The sequence below is a fragment of the Streptomyces sp. NPDC005899 genome (assembly GCF_040629645.1).
Classification (GTDB): domain Bacteria; phylum Actinomycetota; class Actinomycetes; order Streptomycetales; family Streptomycetaceae; genus Streptomyces.
Window position 1 is genome coordinate 1 of sequence record NZ_JBEXWB010000097.1, and the last position, 18,268, is coordinate 18,268.

At 67.3% G+C, this 18,268-nt stretch carries 14 protein-coding genes; 6 read left to right on the forward strand and 8 right to left on the reverse strand.

Features of this window, described 5'->3' with window-relative positions:
• Positions 1–124 precede the first annotated feature (124 nt).
• The 3 genes from ABZ371_RS14090 to ABZ371_RS14100 all read left to right on the forward strand — a co-directional run bounded on the left by ABZ371_RS14090 (position 125) and on the right by ABZ371_RS14100 (position 2,322).
• The gene (locus ABZ371_RS14090; RefSeq protein ID WP_358678216.1) at positions 125–1,642 is read left to right on the forward strand and encodes a hypothetical protein; all 1,518 of its coding nucleotides are present in this window, start codon (positions 125–127) and stop codon (positions 1,640–1,642) included.
• Entirely contained in the window at positions 1,639–1,836 is a 198-nt protein-coding gene (locus tag ABZ371_RS14095) for a hypothetical protein (protein WP_358678219.1), read from the forward strand. The genes ABZ371_RS14090 and ABZ371_RS14095 overlap by 4 nt, the downstream gene beginning before the upstream one ends.
• Positions 1,837–2,043: 207 nt before the next feature.
• Positions 2,044–2,322: a DUF6233 domain-containing protein gene (locus ABZ371_RS14100; RefSeq protein ID WP_358678253.1), complete on the forward strand. Its 279-nt coding sequence runs from the start codon at positions 2,044–2,046 to the stop codon at positions 2,320–2,322.
• Here the strand turns inward: ABZ371_RS14100 and ABZ371_RS14105 are convergent.
• Together ABZ371_RS14105 and ABZ371_RS14110 are read right to left on the reverse strand one after the other, a co-directional pair.
• Positions 2,220–3,110 carry a hypothetical protein gene (locus ABZ371_RS14105; protein ID WP_358678222.1) on the reverse strand — a complete coding sequence of 297 codons (891 nt, stop codon included), beginning with the start codon at positions 3,108–3,110 and terminating at the stop codon, positions 2,220–2,222. The two genes, ABZ371_RS14100 and ABZ371_RS14105, sit on opposite strands and share 103 nt — an antisense overlap.
• 19 nt (positions 3,111–3,129) lie before the next feature.
• On the reverse strand, positions 3,130–5,799 hold the full coding sequence (locus tag ABZ371_RS14110) for an ATP/GTP-binding protein (protein WP_358678225.1): 2,670 nt from the start codon (positions 5,797–5,799) through the stop codon (positions 3,130–3,132).
• Positions 5,800–6,005: 206 nt separating this feature from the next.
• Here ABZ371_RS14110 and ABZ371_RS14115 point away from each other — a divergent pair, with 206 nt between their 5' ends.
• Positions 6,006–6,293: a hypothetical protein gene (locus ABZ371_RS14115; RefSeq protein WP_358678227.1), complete on the forward strand. Its 288-nt coding sequence runs from the start codon at positions 6,006–6,008 to the stop codon at positions 6,291–6,293.
• Here ABZ371_RS14115 and ABZ371_RS14120 read toward each other — a convergent pair.
• Positions 6,257–7,354, reverse strand: coding sequence for a zeta toxin family protein (locus ABZ371_RS14120; protein WP_358678230.1), 1,098 nt, complete (start codon positions 7,352–7,354; stop codon positions 6,257–6,259). The genes ABZ371_RS14115 and ABZ371_RS14120 overlap by 37 nt on opposite strands.
• Positions 7,355–7,435: 81 nt before the next feature.
• On the opposite strand from ABZ371_RS14120, the gene ABZ371_RS14125 reads away from it, so the two are divergent.
• Positions 7,436–9,052, forward strand: a complete 1,617-nt coding sequence (locus tag ABZ371_RS14125; protein WP_358678233.1) for an RHS repeat-associated core domain-containing protein — start codon at positions 7,436–7,438, stop codon at positions 9,050–9,052.
• Positions 9,053–10,354: 1,302 nt separating this feature from the next.
• Here ABZ371_RS14125 and ABZ371_RS14130 read toward each other — a convergent pair.
• Together ABZ371_RS14130 and ABZ371_RS14135 are read right to left on the reverse strand one after the other, a co-directional pair.
• Positions 10,355–11,401: a ParB/RepB/Spo0J family partition protein gene (locus ABZ371_RS14130; protein WP_358678236.1), complete on the reverse strand. Its 1,047-nt coding sequence runs from the start codon at positions 11,399–11,401 to the stop codon at positions 10,355–10,357.
• On the reverse strand, positions 11,398–12,648 hold the full coding sequence (locus ABZ371_RS14135) for a ParA family protein (RefSeq protein ID WP_358678238.1): 1,251 nt from the start codon (positions 12,646–12,648) through the stop codon (positions 11,398–11,400). The genes ABZ371_RS14130 and ABZ371_RS14135 overlap by 4 nt, the downstream gene beginning before the upstream one ends.
• A 603-nt stretch (positions 12,649–13,251) precedes the next feature.
• On the opposite strand from ABZ371_RS14135, the gene ABZ371_RS14140 reads away from it, so the two are divergent.
• Positions 13,252–14,430 (forward strand): Cmx/CmrA family chloramphenicol efflux MFS transporter, encoded by a 1,179-nt coding sequence (locus ABZ371_RS14140; RefSeq protein ID WP_358678241.1) that lies wholly within the window; start codon positions 13,252–13,254, stop codon positions 14,428–14,430.
• Positions 14,431–14,743: 313 nt separating this feature from the next.
• Here ABZ371_RS14140 and ABZ371_RS14145 read toward each other — a convergent pair whose 3' ends face one another.
• The 3 genes from ABZ371_RS14145 to ABZ371_RS14155 form a co-directional block, all read right to left on the reverse strand.
• Positions 14,744–15,913 carry an IS630 family transposase gene (locus tag ABZ371_RS14145; protein ID WP_358678244.1) on the reverse strand — a complete coding sequence of 390 codons (1,170 nt, stop codon included), beginning with the start codon at positions 15,911–15,913 and terminating at the stop codon, positions 14,744–14,746.
• Between the two features lie 241 nt (positions 15,914–16,154).
• A complete protein-coding gene (locus ABZ371_RS14150) occupies positions 16,155–16,808 on the reverse strand; it encodes a hypothetical protein (RefSeq protein WP_358678247.1) in 654 nt (217 codons plus the stop codon).
• 40 nt (positions 16,809–16,848) lie between these two features.
• A complete protein-coding gene (locus ABZ371_RS14155; RefSeq protein ID WP_358678250.1) occupies positions 16,849–17,922 on the reverse strand; it encodes a MerR family transcriptional regulator in 1,074 nt (357 codons plus the stop codon).
• Between the last annotated feature and the right edge of the window lie 346 nt (positions 17,923–18,268).

Sequence of the window (18,268 nt, forward strand, 5' to 3'; positions counted from 1 at the left end):
AACTGCGGCGGGTAGTTCTTCATGACCACGAGATGTCCGTTCTCAGATCCGCAGGATCCAGTGTCTCGTGTGTCCAACATCAGGGGTCAAGGCCCACTTACCCAAGCAACAAAGGAGGCCCGAGATGCCTGCGGCTTCAACGCCGGATTCGCCACCCGAGGACGCCGCTCAGCGGATCGCTGCAGCGCCGTCCGAGGTAACAGGAGCGCTGCTCGTTCCCTCAGCGGAAGTATGCGGCTCTCCCGAGAACGTGGCGCTCGACGAGCCGGGCGACGCCCGAGCAGTGGCGCCGGTCAACGGTTCTGACCTGCCGTCCGATCTGGATCATGGCGCCTTCTCGCTGCTTGACGACGCCGTCCTGCACTCGGGCGGCCTGACTGACGTCGCCGACACGGCCGCCTTCTGGTCTGGCGTCAGCGACTCCTTCCAACCGCTGGTCGGTCTCAGCACGATGCTCAGCGAGTTCACCGCACACGCGGCTTTCGGCCTCGCCCCGGCTCTCGCTGGCATCGAGCTGGCAGTTCCCCGGCTACCCAACATGACAGAGATGGTGGGCCAGTCGCTGCTCGACGGACTGGGGGCGCGCAACGCCGCACTGTCGGCGCTGGCCGGCGTGCAGCCCCAGATCCTCTCGCTGGCCGAGACCGTGAACTCCGTACTGCCCTCCGCTGCGAACACGCTGGGACTGCTGGACGGACTCAACCCGGCCAGGTCGATCTTGTCCGTAATCGAGCCGCAGGTCACGAGCCTGGCGAGCGTGGTGGGACCCGCCGCCCTGTCATCGATGGCTGACGCTTTCCAGCCGCTAGTCGGTCTCAGTGAACTCGTTCGTCAGTCGCGCTTCGGCCTGACCCCGGTGCTCGAAGGTCTCCCGGCGCTGATTCCCCCGCTACCCAGTCTGGCGAAGATGGCAGAAGCGCTCGCACCATGCTTCGCCCTCCAGGTGGAAGTGCCGCGGATGATGCAGGAGGCCATGCGCACCCTGCCGTCGATGGCGGACCTCATCGGTGGCCAAATGGCCGACCTCTTCGCCGGAATCCAGTCTTTCGCCCATTGGGCGAAGCGACTGAGGCCGTCCGTCCTTGCCGAGGCCCGCTACGCCTTCGACGCGTATATGAAGGGCGACACGGAGCCGATGAAGGACTTCCTACGCCGCTGCCTGCGTCTGTGGCCGGTGCTGGAGGACCACTGTCAGGCCCTGGCTGTGGCGATGTTCGAGCGCGCGTGGGAGCAGGAGGTTGACCTCACCGACGATCAGTCGGTGCGCAGGGTCCTGGGCCGGTACGCCCGCCAGGGCAGCGACTTTGAGCGCGATCACCAGATCCACGGTGCCTCGATCGGTTATATCCCGGAGGGTTGGGAACAGCCGGACACCGTGCCCGGGCCGGAAGATTTGGTGATCCCCCGCCTCGTTCCCTGGGCCCAGCAGTTCGAGAATGCTCCGGTGCGTTACGTGGCAGGTCGGCTCAGCGAGCAGGAACAGGCCGTGGTCCGTGTCTGGTCGGAGCACCACTCCATGACGTGGCCCAAGGCATCGGATCTGGTGCAGCAGGATGAGGCGCAAGGAGAGCGGGCCCGACGTAAACTGCACCGGCTCGGCAAGGAGTGGCGCAGGCGCGAGAACCTCCAGGAGCTGCCGTGAGTGCGCCGCCCGACCGGGCGCAGGAACCGCTGATGACGGTGCGGGTCGCGGTCATCCTGATGCTGGGTACACAGATCGCCGTGGCCGCCGGCGTGCTGACCGTGCTGGCAGGAAACGAGTGGGCTGTCGCGGTGCTGGCTGCCGGGGGCGGCTTCGCTGGCACGGTCGCCTTCGCACGGTCTGTGATCGGCTGAAGGGGCCTGGGCGAACAGGACGCCCCGCGTCGGCGCCGTGGTCACGGCGAAGTACGCACGGCGTCGCGGCGGGCGGTGAGCATGCCTCGCCATCGCCCGCCGCGTGTGCTGTGCTCCGTCGATCCAGCGGGTCGGTGACGCTTCCTCGAGGACAGACCGCGGCAGGGCGAAGAGCGGCGGCCGCCGCCACCGGACTGGATTGTCGAGCTGGGTATCGGCCAGGGGCGACCTCCGATCGAGGTGCACTATTCCGGTCGCTGCCACGCTGCGGGACGGTGGCGCCGGAGCATCGACCGGAATCAGGCCCGCGCCCTTCTCTCCGACGGGGTCCGAGCATGCGACAACTGCCGGCCCGATATCCGGCGAGGGCTGACTGCTGCCGCCTATCGTTCCGGTGAGATCACGGCGGCTGGCTCCGTGGCTGCGAGGTATGCCTGTGCTGTTTCCAGAAATGCGGAGCGGGCTTGGTCGATGAAGGCCAGGTAGTCCGCTTGCTGCAGGTGCATTTCGTGTCGGCCGGTGTGTGCGGCGTCATGCAGCAGAATACGTGCCTGCCCGGCCGAAACGGTCGGGCAGGCTGCGAGCGCCTGAACAGCGTCGATATGTGCTCGCTCGATCCGCCTGTACGCCGTGTCGGGTTCTTCGTTGGGGTCGAAGCCGAAGAGCACAGACTGCAGTCCGCCTGCGGTGGCTCTGACGGTGTGCATCAGGGTGGACAGGGTCGACAGGGCGACTTGTGCGTCGTGGAGCGGAGTGGGTGCCCCGTCGCCTCGGTCTGCTTGCTCGTCGGTGGAGGCTGAGTCCAGAGCGTGCCAGGCGCGGGAAGCCTCCAGGTCGCCCTCGATGAGATCCAGGTAGTCGCCGGCCGTACGGCGCAGCAATTTCGCGGCTTCGACGACAAGTGGCGGTCCTTCAAGCTCGATGATCACCAATGCCGTCTTCACAGCACGACGCAGCGCCTGCAGGTCTTCATCTGCCCTGGTCAGGACTTCGGTTGCGGAGCTTACGGCGTCTTCGACGGCGAGAAGGAAGGCTGCCCAGGCGTCCCGGCGGATTCCACGGCGCCATTGGTCGTGGGCGGCGGAGGTCTGGGCGGTGGCTTGGTCAAGGGCCGCCCGGTAGGTGGCCTGAGCCTGCGAGAGCCCGGCCTGGCTCGTGGCGTCGGCGCTGCGCAGCGCGGCTCGCGTCTGCCATCTGCCCACGAGCACGGTCGCGGGGACCGAAACCGCTGCGACAAGCACGGCGCCCATTGCGCCGATTCCCTGAAGGTCCATGGCTGTCCCCGATTCCGTGTCAGCCCTGTGCGCGCAGGGCACGCCGTGAGTCGACCAGGGAGCGCCAGCGGGCGCGAGTGATCTGCTCGCCGTCGATCCATCGGGTCGGTGAGGCGACGTTGGCGGGTGTGGGGATGCTGCCCATGAAGTGGGCGATGTCGGCGTAGTACGCGAAGTCCCTGCCGTGGGTGAGTTCGCTCAGGCGGGAGATGGTGGCGGTCAGCGCGGCGTGGTCGTCCAGGACCGCGTGGTGGAAGGCGGCTGCGAGCTCCAGGGTGGGGGTCATGGAGGTGAGGCCCGCGGTGTCGAGCTCGGTGCGCAGGGTGCGGAGCCGGTCTTCGAGGGTGGGGCTGCCGGCGTCGCGGATGAGGGCGGCGATGGCCGCGTTGATTGTGGTGGCGCGCAGGTCGAGGTTGGCGAGCAGCTGTTCGGCCAGGTCGAGTTCGTCGTCCGCTTGGTCGGGGTCGGTGAAGGCGATGGCGAGGGCGAGCAGGGCCTGGTTGTGGGCGGCCTCGCCGGCTTTTCCGTGCTGTTCGGCCTCGAGGCGCCCGGCCAGGTACGCGGCGGCCGCGCGGGCCGGTTCTCCCTGGAGCCACCACAGGTCGCCCAGGACCCGTTGGTGGCGTCCTTCCCAGTCTAGAGTCTGCGCGGTGGCGAGGGTGGTGGGGAAGTCTCCGGCGAGGCGGGCCAGGTGCGCGAGCCCCCGGCGGGCGGCTGGGGCGAGACGGCCGTTGCCGTCGGCTACCAGCTGCATTCCGTCACGGGAGGCCTCGGTACGCCCGAGGTCGCGCTGTGCCTTGGCCAGGTAGTAGATGGCCATTTCGTGCAGGTCGGCGGGCAGCAGTCCGGTGGCGGCGAGTGCGGCAAGGCGGTCGGCGGTTCGTTCACGGTTTTCGTGCTGGCGGCGGGCGAGTGTGCTGAGCAGCTCCACCAGCGCGTCGGCGGCCGTCGCCAGATGGTTGGCCGGACCCTGCCCGGTGGCGGGGGTGAGGGGCTCCCATACGGAGTCGCTGACGTAGGCCCAGGCCGCGTCGGTGAGCCAGCCGAGGTCCAGGCCGAAGTCGGCGGCGACGGCCAGGCCCTGACGCAGACATCCGACCAGCAACACCCGGTCAGGGTTCGGGTTGGCGGTCCACTGTTCGCCCAGTCCGGCGAGGGCGCGTTCGGCAGCCTGCTGCCAGTCCTCTGGTGACCAGCGGTCGTCGGTCTGGTCGTCGGCGGTACGGATGGTGGAGCGGATCAGGGCATGGAGGTGGAAGGGCCACAGACCGAAGTCGTTCTGCTGGACGAACGGGCGCTCGGTCAGCCGTAGCGCGGGTGCTTGGTGGGTCACGCCGGCTGCCCGGGTCGCCAGGGCCAGGTCGAAGGAGTCCAGGAGAGCCACGGAGCGAAGGACGTGGCGTTCTTCTGGGGTGAGGTCGGACAGGGTGCGGGCGATCAGGGCGGGGAAGTCGACGTCGAAGTCGGCCGGACGGGGCCGGCGGCCGGTGCGGCGGATCTCCAGGAAGCGTAGGACAGCGAGATCGAGGTAGAGGGGCAGGCCGTGGGAGCGGGCGGCGATTACCGCACGGAGGTCCTCATCGATGAGGGGCTGTCCGCTGCGGGTGAGTCGGCGTGCGAGGTAGTCCGTGCAGTCCTCGGGGCTGAAGTCCCCGATCAGGACCTGCCGCTGCGGGCGGGCGGCGGGGAGGCGGGGCTGGGGGATGTCACGGTCGGCCAGGCCCGGCCACGCGGACCGGCCGGTCCAGTCGAGCTGGCCCTGCAGCCCGTCGTCGGCCCACTGCAGCCGGGACCGGCCGGTGATGACGAAGAACGCGTTCGGCATGAGCCACACCACGCGCTGCAGGAGGCGCTCCAGGTCTCGGTGGGTGCGGTCGCCGGTGTCCTCGAACGTGTCCAGCAGGATCACCGGCACGACCCGTTCCGCGGGTGGGAGCTGGGCGAGCTCCCAGGCCAGCAGATGCGGGTAGTAGGAGAGCGCGTCGATGTCGGGTTCGGCCTGCAGGAGGTCGGCCAGCCGTGTGCACCCGGCGAGGGCGCGTACGGACTGGCGGCGTTCGCGCATCGCCCGTACGAGCGAGCCGGTTACCTCGCCGACGACGGATCCGACGGTGCCGGGCAGGAGCAGCGCCTGGGCGACGTCCGCGAGCACGGACTGCATCTGCTGCGGCAGTGCCTTTCCGGCACGGGCGGCGAGGCCGCCGCGGCGCAGGTACTCCTCCAGCGGCTCGCCGGGGTGCTGGTGCTCCCAGTACCGGCGCAGGGCCAGATCGAAGGCCGGCAGCGGGTGGCTTAGTTCGGTGAGGGCGAGCCGGATGGTGAGGACGACGCGTTCGAAGTCGTTGCCGGCGGAACGTGCGAGGTCGATCCGGATGGGCAGGATTCGCCCGCCCGGCCACACGGGGGCGCCCCACTGCGGTGGCCGGTGTTCGGCGCCGGGGAGCGCGGCCTCGAGTTTGCGCGACAGGGTGGACTTCCCGATGCCGCCGACGCCGTGGAACACCATCACGTTGGTCCGCGGCGCCTCGAAGTCCGTGACGTCGAAGCCCGGGGCTGCGATGTGTTGCAGGTGGTCGGTGAGCGCGGCCGCGAGCAGGTCCCACTGCGCCTCCCGGTTCGTGAACGCCTCCGCGGTGTCGAGGTGCGGATCGTTCGTACTGAACAGCGCCCGCAGATCCCGGCCTGCCATGCCTACCCCCGTTAGTTGGTCAACGGGCCCAACCCGGTTTCCCGGCGCGGGCCTTCGGGGACAGCATCTCCTGATCAGCTTCCCGTATACAGCGCGGCTTCCCGCCCTTCGCGTGTCTGCCGCCGTGGAGCTCCTGTCGTGAGCGGGGGGTCCGGTAGGACAATGACCACCTCCATTCAAGATCAACATCAGAGGTGGTCAGCGTCGTGTCGGATCCGAACGAGGAACCCCAGACCCCCGACTTCTCGCATCTGGAGGGTGGTGAGGACCAGCAGGCCGTAGGCATCGTGCGGGATGTCGTGCACTGGTACAACACCCAGCTCGCGTCCGAGAATCGCTCACCGGTGCCCGACGAGGAGCGGGTCGAGCAGCTGAAAGCCGGGCGTGAGGCCGCTCTCGCTGATCAGGCGCAGCTGGTGACCGCTGACCCGCCGGAGGCGGCCCGGATTGCCGCGGTCTACGCGGCTCGGCTCAAGGAGCTCAACGCGTCGTAGGCCGGTGCCCGGTATGGAACGGGCAGGGGCCAGATGGCCGGGTGCGGCCGGTCGATCCGGGTCGGCTGCACCCGCGGCGGCATCAACGGGCGGGCGAGCGACGCCATTTCATCGAGCTCGTCGCGGTGCCGGGGCAGTGCCCGGCGCAGTGCGTGGTGGAGCCGGAGGAACGCGGCGGCCTCCTGCTCGGTGTACGGGCGCTCCCGTTCCGCGGCCAGGGCCCATGGCGCCCGTTCCGCGCCGCCGCCCGCTTCGTGCCGTATCAGGGCCTGTCCATCGCGCCGGATCACGGTGATGGCGGCGATCTGAGGATGGTGTGCGGCGACGTCGACGACGTCGGGCAGTGCCCGGAAGCACGTGCCGTGCCCGTTGCGTGTGGTGAATCGGCCGGTGTCACCGATCTGGAGGGATCGGGCGTAGCGCAGTGCTGTGGCCTGCAGGCTGTCTGCCTCGCGGACGGCCAGGACCACGAGGTCAACGAGGTAGCCGTCGGCGGCGAACGGGAGCGCGCTGTCGAGGAACTCCGTCACGCTGCCGGGGGCGGCCTCGATGAGGACGTCGCCGCGGCGGGCCCGTACGTAGGCCTCTGCTTCGGCGAACCAGGCCCGGTAGTCGGCCCGGATCGCCGCGCCGGCGTTCCTGGGGTCATCGCGCAGCAGCTGGTAGTAGTCGGGGTGCGAGATCTTGAAGTCGTCACCCATCAGGTGCGTCGTTCCCTGGCGCATCGCCCGCCGGACCATCCTTGTGGCCAGCAGCTTTCCCGCGCCGGGCTGTCCCAGTACGTACACCGCCCGAGGATCCTTGCGGGCGACGATGCCGCTCAGGTACGACGGCGCGATCAGCTCATCGAAGACCCACCGGTGTTCGGCGTGGGAGAGCCGGTGGTAGTCGAGCCCGGGCGACTGCCGTCGGGGCTGGGAAAGGCGTCGGACCGGTTCGGCGAGCGCCGCGGCCCGGCCGACGTCCCGGTGAACCGCCAGTCGCTCATCCTCGGGCAGGTCACGGTGTACGCGGACCTCTGCTTGTGCGAGGTGAGCTTGTTCCGCTTTGAGGGACACCATTGGTGTGGTGGTCAGGCTGCGAGTGCGGTCTCGTACTCGGCGGGGCTGACGTAGCCGAGGCTGCTGTGCAGTCGGTGCAAGTTGTACCAGCTGAAGCAGACCTTCACCTACGACAACCGTGACCGCGTCATCAAGGTCGAGGCGCCCGGCGCGGTGGCGGTGAGCTACGTCTACGACGGCGACGGCAACCTCACCTCCCGCACCGATGGCTCGGGCACCGTCATCTACACCTACGACGGGATGAGCCGCGAGACGGTCCGCACCCTGCAAAACGGCGCCCAGACCGTCCTGGCCTACACCGCGTCCGAGGGCAACGTCGACTACTACACCGACCCCCAGGGCACCACCGACTACACCTACGACAAGACCAACTACCTCACCGAGCTGAAGGCGCCCAACGGCAAGAGCACCATCTTCGTGAACAACGCCAACGGCAAGCGAACGAAGACCACCTACCCCGGCGGCACGGTGCAGGAGGCGACCCTCGACAAGTCCATGCGCCCGGAGAAGATCAAGACCACCTCACCCAAGGGGACCCTGGTCGACCTCTCCTACAACTACCTCAACGCCTCAGGCACCGACGGTACGAGGATCAGCACCAAGACCGACAACGTCTCGGGCGTGAAGACGGCCTACACCTACGACTCACAGGGCCGCTTCACCTACGCCCAGGAGACCAAGGGCTCAACCGACGGCCAGGCCTGGAAGTACTGTTACGACAAGGCAGGCAACCTCACCTCCCAGGGCATCACCCCCGGCTGTCCCCGCGGCACCACCTACGACGTCAACGCCGCCTCACAGATCACCGCGAAGAACAACAGCAGCACCGGCTGGTCCTACGACAAAGCCGGCAACGAAACCGCCGCCGCACCCCTGCCCGAAGTGACCCGCACCGCCGAGCAGTACACCCCCTTCGACCAGCTGAAGAACATCACCGTGGCGGGCAAGTCCTACACCGCCACCTACGGCGGCACCGACAGCTCCGAACGCCTCACCCTCGGCACAACCACCTTCCGCAACGGCCCCCTCGGCCTGACCGCCCAGACCACCGCGGGCCAGGACACCGGTTTCGTCCGTGATGCCAGGGGCACGCTGGATTCCATGACGACCGGGGGGAAGTCCTACTACTACCTCACCGACGCCCTCGGCTCCGTGATCGGCAGCGTGGACGAAGCGGGCACGAAGGCCAACACCTACGACTACAACCCCCGCGGCGAAACCCGCGCCACCACCAACGAAACCGCCCCCCAGCCCTACCGCTACGCCGGCGCCTACCAAGACCCCACCCAGCTCTACAAAATGGGCGCCCGCTACTACGACACCAACCTCGGCCGCTTCACCCAAATTGACCCCTCCGGCCAGGAAACCAACCCTTACCTCTACGCCACAGGCGACCCCATCAACCACACCGACCCCACCGGACTCTTCGGGTGGTCTGACTTCGGCGAAAACGTTGGCGCCTTCGTCGGAGGGGTAGTTGCGGGAGCCGCCACGGCGGCTGTCTGCTCGACCGTAGTTGGATGTGTTGCCCTCGGTATTGGGCTCGGGGCGCTGGGCGGAGCATCCGGAGGCGCCATCGGGTCGGCCCTAAGCGGCGGCTCACCTGCGGACAGGCAAGACGCCTTCTACGGAAATGCTCTTGGCGGCGCCCTCGGAGCCATACCCACAGCTGGAGCATTGCGGTGGCTTAACTGGTAAGAATCGGCTTGGAAAATCATCCGCGTGGAGAAAAGTGAATAAAAAATTTCGCCAAAAATCCATTCCAGTATTTGCACTCAGCGGGGTTATCGCGCTCAGCGTTGGCCGAGCCGCTGCACACGGACTGGACTGGTCCGTAGCGATATCGGCGGGTATCGGTCTACTCGGTGGCGTGATCGTGGGGTCGGTAATTCCTGCTCACTGGTTCAAGCGTGGCTCGCCGTAAACCGCTTCACCCACGTAGAAGTACCAGGCTGGGTGCTCGCCGCAGTGGCCTAACTCAACCGAAACGGGCCGCTCGCGCCCAGCGCGGCAGTAGAGTCATTGGGGGGCAGAATTCAGATTCTGCCCCCCTTGACGACTTCACCAGCCCTGCCCCTGGGCTGGCCGCCGAGCGGCACGTCCCAGGGGCAGGGCTGGTCCGCAGCGACTGAAGCAAGCGGCCCCAGTACCTACTCGACCGCCCCAAGGGCGCGCGGGCACATCGCCAAGCTCGACGGCCGAGCCGTACGCGCCCAGCAGGGCCATCGGGTGGCCACCGCCGACGTGCGTTGCCTCATCCCGCCGGTGACAGTCGAGCAGCTGCCCGGCCAGCGGGCCGCCGACGAGGTCGCGGTAGGTGGGGGTGTGGCCGGGCTCCGACCCGGCGCCCCTCTCGTCGATGCGGTAAACCCGTGGCGCGTGAGCTGCTGGCCACACCTTCCTCGGCTGGGTACCGCTGACGTGAGCCAAGAGAGGGAGACTGGGGCGAAGAAGAAGGCGCCGGCGGTTCCGAAGTTCGTGCCGTTCCGGGAGGACTCGATCGCGGTGGTCATGTCGGACGCTCCCGCGACAATCGGCCGGATCGTGCACTACACCCCGGGCAACGTGACTCGCACCGTGTGTCAGTGGCGGGCTGCATAATGCTGCGGTCCATCGATGACGTCGCTGGTGAATGCCGGAGGGGCCAGCCATCGCAGTCGCCTACGATGCGCCTCAGGGTCTCCTCGCTCGTATCGAAAGAGACCAGGGTCATGAGGGGTTACCAGAGGGCGCGATGCGGGCCTGGACGGTCTTTCCAGTGGGCGTCGGGAACCAGGCGAGCTCGGCACCGTGCGCACGTACCCGCGCCAACCCGCCCCCAGGGGCCCCAGTCGCGTTGAAGCCGGGGAACCTGGGAAGCCTGTCCGCGACCTCGATGATCAGAGCCCCATGCCGTGTGAGCGCGAACCTGAGCGTGACGGCCTCGTGCTGATCCGTCGAACCGTAGAGCACCGCATTACGCACCACTCACGGTCGGCTGCCGTCCCGCAGTGGCTGTGTTCAGCGGGCAACCTCTTGGCCGTGGACGGCCAGAAGGTGGGAAACAAGGGCTCGCTGTTGTTCGGCGTCCATCTTCTGCAGGACTAGCGCGGCTACTGCCTTGCCGTCGTGCCAGGGCATCTTTGTCACCTTGCCCAAGGGAACATAGCCCGATTCCCCCGGCCCGAGCTGATCAGCGTCCACGTGTGGCTGGTCGGGCTGCACTCTTTGGGCTGGCACGTCTTCCGGTACAAGCCCGCCGTTATCCGCTGGGGTATCACGGCGTGATACCCCAGCCTGTTCCGGCGCGGGTGTCGTGTCGGCAGTCGCCGCGTGGTCACGGGGGGGTGTGATCGGCTGCCGGGGCGAAGATGCTGCGCGAAGGTCCGCCTTCTGCTTCTGCTCTTCTGGAGGCAGCTTGGACAGGTTGCGGACGTGTTCGACCTTGCGTCGCCCTGCAACGAGGTCTGCCTGGAGTTCGGGGTCGAGTTCGAGGATCGACAACTTCGAGGAGATCGTCGACTGACCGATGCCCAGGCGTTTGGCGGCCTTGTTTTGCGAGCCGTAGAACTTGACGAGTTTCTGCAGGGCGTGTGCTTGCTCAAGCGGGTTCATGTCGTCGCGATGGACGTTGGCGACGAAGGCTGCTTCGAGGAGAGACTCGTCGGTGGAGACGAGAGCGTTGTCCACGCTGACGCGGACCTTGGTAGCGCCGGCCCGCCTTGCGGCTTCGAGGCGACGGTGTCCGTCGATGACGATGAAGCGGGTGCCTTCGTCGAGGTCATCGGCTCGGTCTGGGCGCTCTGCGAGATAGGCGTCGACGCTGGCGATAGTGATGGCGTTGATAAGCCCGATCTCGCGGATGCTGTCGGTGAGTCCGTCCAGGTCCCGGAGTTCGTCGCGCGGGTTGTCGGGGTTCTGGCTGATGAGGCTTAGGGGTAGTTCGGTGGGGTCGGGGACTCCGTCGGTGGGTGCACCGGTGGCTGCGCCGATGGCGGCGCGGCGTGCGCTGATGGGGCGTGCGTGCGCGAAGGAGGATCCGGCGCCGAGGTTCTTGGCCTTGCTCACTTGCTGATCTCCCGGGCGAGAGCGCGCATGGCGACGGATTGGTCGCAGCGGGGTGCGTATGCGAGGAGGGGCCGCTTGGCGCGGACGGCTTCTTTCTGTTCTTTGAGGTCTCCGATGACTCCGACGACGCGGGGGTCCTTTATGTCCATCCAGGATTGGAGTGAGGAGGTGGCGATGTAGCCGCGGCGTGCGTCGTAGTGGTTGACGACGAGGCCGAGGTAGTCGACGTCGAGGGTGAGGTCGGTGCGCATGTCTTCGATCTGGGAGGTGAGGAGTCCGTAGGCGTCGGCGCTGCTGTCTTCGGCTTGGACGACGATGAGGGCGCCGGATTTGCCGGGGGATTCCTGGTTGCGGCGGCGTCCGTAGTGGATGGCTGCGTCCATGCTCATGCCGAGGCTGGGGGGGCAGTCGATGAGGATGACGTCGTAGTCGTTTTCGATGGGGGAGAGGGCTCGTTCGAGGGAAGCTTCGCGTGCTCGTACTCCGGAGAGGCGGACGTCGAGGAGGAAGGCGTCGGTGCATGCGGGGAGTAGGTGGAGGCGACCGCCGAAGCGGTCTTCGTTGATGGGGACGATGAGTTCGCGGAGGTCTCCCTTGCCGTCGCCGGCCATGTGATTGGTGAGCGAGTCGCCGTTCATCGGGAGGGGTTCTTGCCCGAGTTGGAGGGTGAGGTGGCCCTGGGGGTCGAAGTCGACGAGGAGAACGCGTTGGCCGAGCCCGGGGAGATCTTCATGGGCGAGTGGGTCGTGGGTGCTGTCTCTGTCCTCTTCGAGGAGGGCGGCGAAGTGCTTGGAGACGCGGACGGGTACGAGCGTGGTGGAGGATTCGGCTAGCGCTTCTCCTGTACCAGCGGTGATCGCTGTTTTGCCGACGCCACCCTTCTGGTTGCAGACGACGATGCGGCGGACGATGTCCGGCCGTTTCACCGCGGGTGCGGGGTGAGTCTCGAGCCAGACCTGGACGGACTGCGCGAGTCCTTGGGTGAGGGAGACACCTCGTAGCTTGCAGTCGGCGCGGAAGCCGGACCACAGCTTTGCGGGGAGGAATGTCGCGAAGGACTCCGCACCACTTGTGTCGACGGTCTCGAGGTTGGATCCGAGGCCGCGCCACGCGGTGATGCCAGCTTCGACGGCATCTTGCATGTCGATGTTGTGCTGTACGGCGCGAACTTTGAGCTCCTGGCGGAGCCAGGAGGGAAGCTTGGAGACGACCTTCTCGCGGTCGCCCCTGGAATCAGGTGTCGTCATAGCCCGTCACTCTACTAACGTAAGATGCTGAATCAGCGCGCGACATGTTAGTTAAGAAGGTCTTGGTTGAAGTGGGGGTATCACGGCGTGATACCCCCACGAGTACGAACGCGTCGGATACCGCGGGCCAGCCGCAGCCCAACAGGCCGTCGCACCAGGCCACCTATCACGGCGTGATAACTACACCACGTGCCTCTCACATGGAGAGCGCATCCGACCCGCGCCTCCATAGGACGGGTACGCCCACACCTGGTTCACACCTGAGCACTTATCCGCCTTGAGGTGGCGCGGGTTCGGCCTCCATGCACGCCATTGCGCCACCCACCCGGCAGACCTACTTGCTGGGGCACATCACGTAGATGGCAGAGACCGATGTCAGGGAAACCAAGGTGCTGCGACACGCTTCGGTCGGGTAGCGTGCGGGCCATGTCGAGTCCTGAATCAGACAAGGTGGGGGCTTTCGGTCACGCCGTCAGCCCCCTGAACCACTGAGTTCGTAGCCCTGCCGTCGCGCCGTTCCTTGTGGCGGGACAAGTAGCGCTTGGGGTTGGCCGCGGTGACGAGATGACTTTCTCGTGCTTCTCCTCACCTCGGAGCCACTCGATGCCTCTCCCGCTGTACCTGCTTGCCATGGCGGTTTCCGCCATGAGCACCTCGGAGTTCATGCTCGCCGGCCTCTTGCCGAACATTGCCTCTGACCTCGATGTCACCGTCGCAACAGTCGGAACGCTCACCTCTGCCTTCGCGGTCGGCATGATCGTCGGCGCCCCACTCGTGGCCGCGCTTGCCCGTAACCAGCCCAGGCGCGCCAGCCTTCTCGGGTTCGTCCTCGTTTTCGCGGCGACTCATGCTGTAGGCGCCATGACCACAAGCTTCCCGGTCCTGTTCGTCACCCGGGTCGTTGCCGCGCTCGCGAACGCAGGATTCCTTGCCGTCGCTCTGACGGCTGCGGCCACGCTGGTTCCACCCGACAAGAAGGGACGTGCGCTGGCCCTGCTGCTATCAGGCACGACCGTGGCCACAATTGCCGGTGTCCCTGGTGGGTCGGTGCTCGGCGCGTTGCTCGGCTGGCGGGCCACATTCTGGGCTGTCGGCGCTCTCTGTCTGCCGGCAGCTCTCAGCATCCTGAAGGGAATCCCAGCTGGACGTGATGAAGATGAGGCGACTCACAGGCCAGCATTGCGAGCGGAGCTCGCCCAGCTCGCACGGCCGCGGTTGATCCTGGTGATGCTGCTCGGCGCGCTGGTGAACTCGGCAACCTTCGCAAGCCTCACCTTCCTCGCCCCCGTGGTCACCGAAAGCGCCAGGCTGGGCGAGTTGTGGATCTCTGTCGCTCTGGTGCTCTTCGGCGCCGGTTCCTTCGTGGGCGTCACCGTCGCTGGCCGGCTGTCCGACCAGTGTCCCGGTCCGGTCATCACAGTCGGCGGCCCGCTGCTGCTCATCGGTTGGCCGACCCTCGCGATGCTGGCCAGCCAGCCGGTTGCCCTGTTCACCCTCGTGTTCGTGCAGGGCGCACTGTCGTTCGCGCTGGGCAGCACGATGATCACGCGGGTCCTCTACGAGGCCGCAGGAGCCCCCACCATGGCTGGCTCGTATGCGACTGCGGCGCTCAACGTGGGCGCCGCAGTCGGCCCCATCGTCGCTGCGGCCACCCTCAGCACCGCAGCCGGGAACCTCGGGCCGCTCTGGGCAAGCGGACTCCTCGTAGCGATCGCACTGCTCATCGCCTTCCCCCTCCTCACCGCCATCACGGCCGACCGGAGTACCGAGGTGCTCCGGTGACACATGCGAACGCCTCTTTGATCATCGAGGGGCGTCGAAGGCTCATGGAGCACTGCCGTACAGGTCCGATCACGCACGTCGCAGCTGAGGCCGGTGTCCCCCGCGTCTGCCTGTCCAAGGGTAAGAACCGGTACGACACTTACGGTGAAGTCGGGCTGCAGTACCGTCCAAGCGTCCCTCCTCACCGACCTAGACTCGACCCGGTGTCGCCGAACGGATCGAGCAGCTGCGGCAGGACAACAAAGTGGTCGGCTGCATCACCCTTGGAACTCGCAGGCTAAGTGGTCGGCTCCGGAAATCCTTCGGGAATTGATCAGGTTGTCTGGGCGGCGGAGGATTCTTCTTGTCGGTCGGCGGGTGTGTGTCGGTCGAGCCGGGCCAGCAGATCGTCCAGGTCGGTGGTGGTGAACTTCCACTGGAACGGCTGTGCCGTGGCGTTGTAGCGGTCTTCGAATGCTCGGAGCCGGTCCCGAACTTGGTCCAGATTCGTGAAGTCGTTGGGTGAGACGACCTTGCGCTGGACGATCGAGAAGAAGATCTCTATCTGGTTCGTCCAGGAGGCGTGTACGGGGGTGTGGACCATGACCGCGTTCGGAAACTTGCTGGCCAGGCGGTCGATGGCTCTCTTTCCGCGATGTGAGGAGCCGTTGTCGACGACCCAGAAGACGCGTTTCGCGCTGGCGTAGGGCTCGGTGGTCATGACCTGGGTGACCAGGTTCATGAACGGCACGATGCCGGTGGTGGGCTCGCAGCGGCCGAAGACCTTCGCCTGGTGGACGTCGTAGGCGGCCAGGTAGGCCAGGGCCCCGCCGCGGCCGTACTCGTGGTTGACGCGCATCGCGCGGGCTTGGCCGGGTGCCAAGGTCGGATGGCAGCGGCAGCGGGCCTGAACGGAGGTCTTCTCGTCGCTGGAGACGACGTACTCGTCCCGGCCCAGCGGGACGCCCTCGAACATGCGGGCATAGAGGTCCAGGGCACGCTGGGCCTTGGCGCGGAAGTTCGGGTCGCGGATGAAGATCCAGGACCGGTGCTGCCAGGGCTTGAGCGCGTCCTCGCGCAGCCAGCGGCGCACCGTGGACGCGGAGACGCTGTCGGTGATCCCGCGCGCGGTCAGCTCGGCGGCCAGCTCCGGGCAGGACCAGCGCGACAGCGGTACGCCGGTCTCGGCAGGTAACTGGCAAGCCAGCGCCTTGGCCTCGGCAACCTGCACGGGAGTGAACCGGGCGGGGCGTCCGGGGCGCTTGCGGTCGGCCAGGGTTGGCAGCCCGCCGTGGGCGAACCGGCCGCGCCAGGTCCGGACCGTGTCCACGTGCAGGTGGGCCTCGGCGGCGATCCTGGCATTACCCCGGCCACGTGCCGCCAGGAGGACGACTGCGGCGCGCTGCCGTGCCTGGTGCGGAGTCTTGTGACCGTAGGCCATCTTCTTCAGTCGGTGGCGCTCGGCGGCGGTCAGCACCACCGCCACGGCGGCGCATATGGACAAGTACCTGTACCCCCTGAATCCTGCGGCGAACCGATGAGGCTGAGCGAGTTCGACTGTCCCCCGCTCTTGCTTCCACTTCCTTGGATCTTCAGGGAGGCAGAGGAGCGGGACACGACCGCACGTATGACGGCCCGCCGACCTGACGGTCGGCGGGCCTTGCTGATCGTTGAAGGTCCGTCGGCATCGAGGAAGGCGGCAGCCTGCCCACGCTCGTGTCTGGCGTGTCACCGACCGGGGGCGCTCACACGGCGGACCGGACCTTGATCGCGTGGCTGAGGGCGGTCTGCTCCCCGTCGGGAAGGCGACGCTCTGCGTGGAGCATGCGCAGGGCGCTGGTGATGCGTTCCTCGTCCTCAGGTGTGCCGAGGCTGCCCGTGTACGGGGGCAGCAGCAGACTCAGGGCTTCGAGGTCCGCGCGTGCGCAGAGCTTGGTGAGGAGTTCGCCGACCGGATCGTCGTGCTGCTGTGGTGCGGCCGGGGCGGTGGCGCGCAGTCCTGCGGCGATGCGGTAGCGGAGCCATTGCTGGTGGGGGCCGGCCGGGACGTCGTCGATGTGCTTGGCCGCGGACTCGAAGTGTTCGCGTGCCTGGTTGATCTGGCCCAGGTCGCGGTGGGCTCGGGCCATGTTGCCGTGAAGTGAGGCGTAGAAACCGCGGACACGTTCGTCGCCGACCTTGTCGGCCCGGTTCAGGCACTCCTGGTTCCAGTGCAGGGTCTCCCGCGGGGTGGGCTGGTGCCGGGCGAGGTAGTGCGCGGCGATGCAGGCGTCGTAGTCGTCCTCGGCCGCTTCCCACGCTTGGAGGAACAGCTCCCGTGCTCGGGCGTCTCGTCCTTCGGTCTCGGCCTGCATGCCTTGCACGCACAGCTGCACGACGATGTTCTCGGGGTCGGTCACGGTTCTCCTGAGGTTATGAGGGTGCGGTGTTGATAGAGGGTCAGCTAGAGGTGTTGAGGGCGGTCGGCATGACCAGGGTGGTGAAGCTGCCCTGGTCCGCGGAACGCACCACGACAGGCCGGTCCGCGGCGGAAATCTCCAGCAGAACGTCGGGCCCGACGCTGGCCTCCAGGGCGGGAGCTAGGACGGCGGGGTCGAAGCCGATCCGCTGGGGCAGGTCTTCATGGCAGACCGCGGGCAGGATGGCGGCGTCGGAGTGATCGGCAAGAGAGATGGTCATTGCGTCGCCGGCGAAGCTCAGAGCGATGCGGGCAGCGTCGCCGTGGCTGTTGACCGCGTCGCGAAGGGCCAGGCGATCCACGATCGCGCGGTATTCGGGCGGGGCCAGAGCCGAGAGCATCTCGCGGTAGGCAGGGAACTGGTCATCGACCGTCAACAGGACCCAGGACTCTGACGTACTGCGTGCTCGGGTCCCGTCCGGTCCGACCTGGATGGTGACCTGGTGGAATCGCGCCGTCCATTGCCCGAACTCGATCAAGTCAGCCGCGTGCACCAGCAGGCGGCAGGGCCCTCCATCGAGCGCCGCCGGCCTCAGGACGCGCATCGACAGGTGATAGCGATCGGTGGCCACCAGACGGACCTCACCGTCATCGATCTCGATGAGGACGCAACCCAGCGCAGGGTGTTCCGCGTCGGAGGCTGCGGCCGGCACCACCTGGCGGACAGCACTGGCCAACTCCACACCGCCGATCTGCGCCTCCGTCATGGCGCCGGCGTTCGCGAGGGAACGCAGAGCCAGAGCGATGGCCGCCTTGGCCGCCTGCGTCTGGTCCCGCATCCTCTCCAAGTGCCGCTCCAGCACCTCTCGGCCCTCGCGCTCGGGGCCGTCGAGCACCACGGTGACCTCGGCCAGCGGCAGTCCCGCTTCTCGCAGACCGCGGAGGAGAGCGGCACGGGTTTCCTGCGCAGGGCTGTAGAAGCGGTATCCGGTCGCCCCGTCAACCCACGCCGGCCGCAGAACTCGGCAGTCGTCGTAGAAACGCAGGGCGCTCGGAGCGAGCCCGACTCGCCGCGCGAAGGCGCTGATGCTCACTAGTTCCGTGGTGCCGTCCATGGGCCCGATTGTCGACGTTCATCCAACTTGAAGGTCAACTCGCACCCGCGAAGAGGGTCATCGGGCCGCGGCAACCGAGGACACGCCACCGGCTCCGCTCGCCTGGCCGAAATCGACAAGCCCGAGGACACCATCGCGTTCGGCCCGCCCCCTCAAGCCCTCGGTTGCGCGTGCGAGCCCCACATCATCACCACCCCGCACGGGAGCTACTTCAGCGTCAACCCCCGAAGGATTTCCGGAGCCGACCACTAAGACCGTGTCCTATGTGGTGAGGCGAGCGAGTCGTTTGTAGCAGCAGAGCGCTGCGGCGAGGCCGAGAAAGGCCAGGTAGTTGCGGGAACGGCGC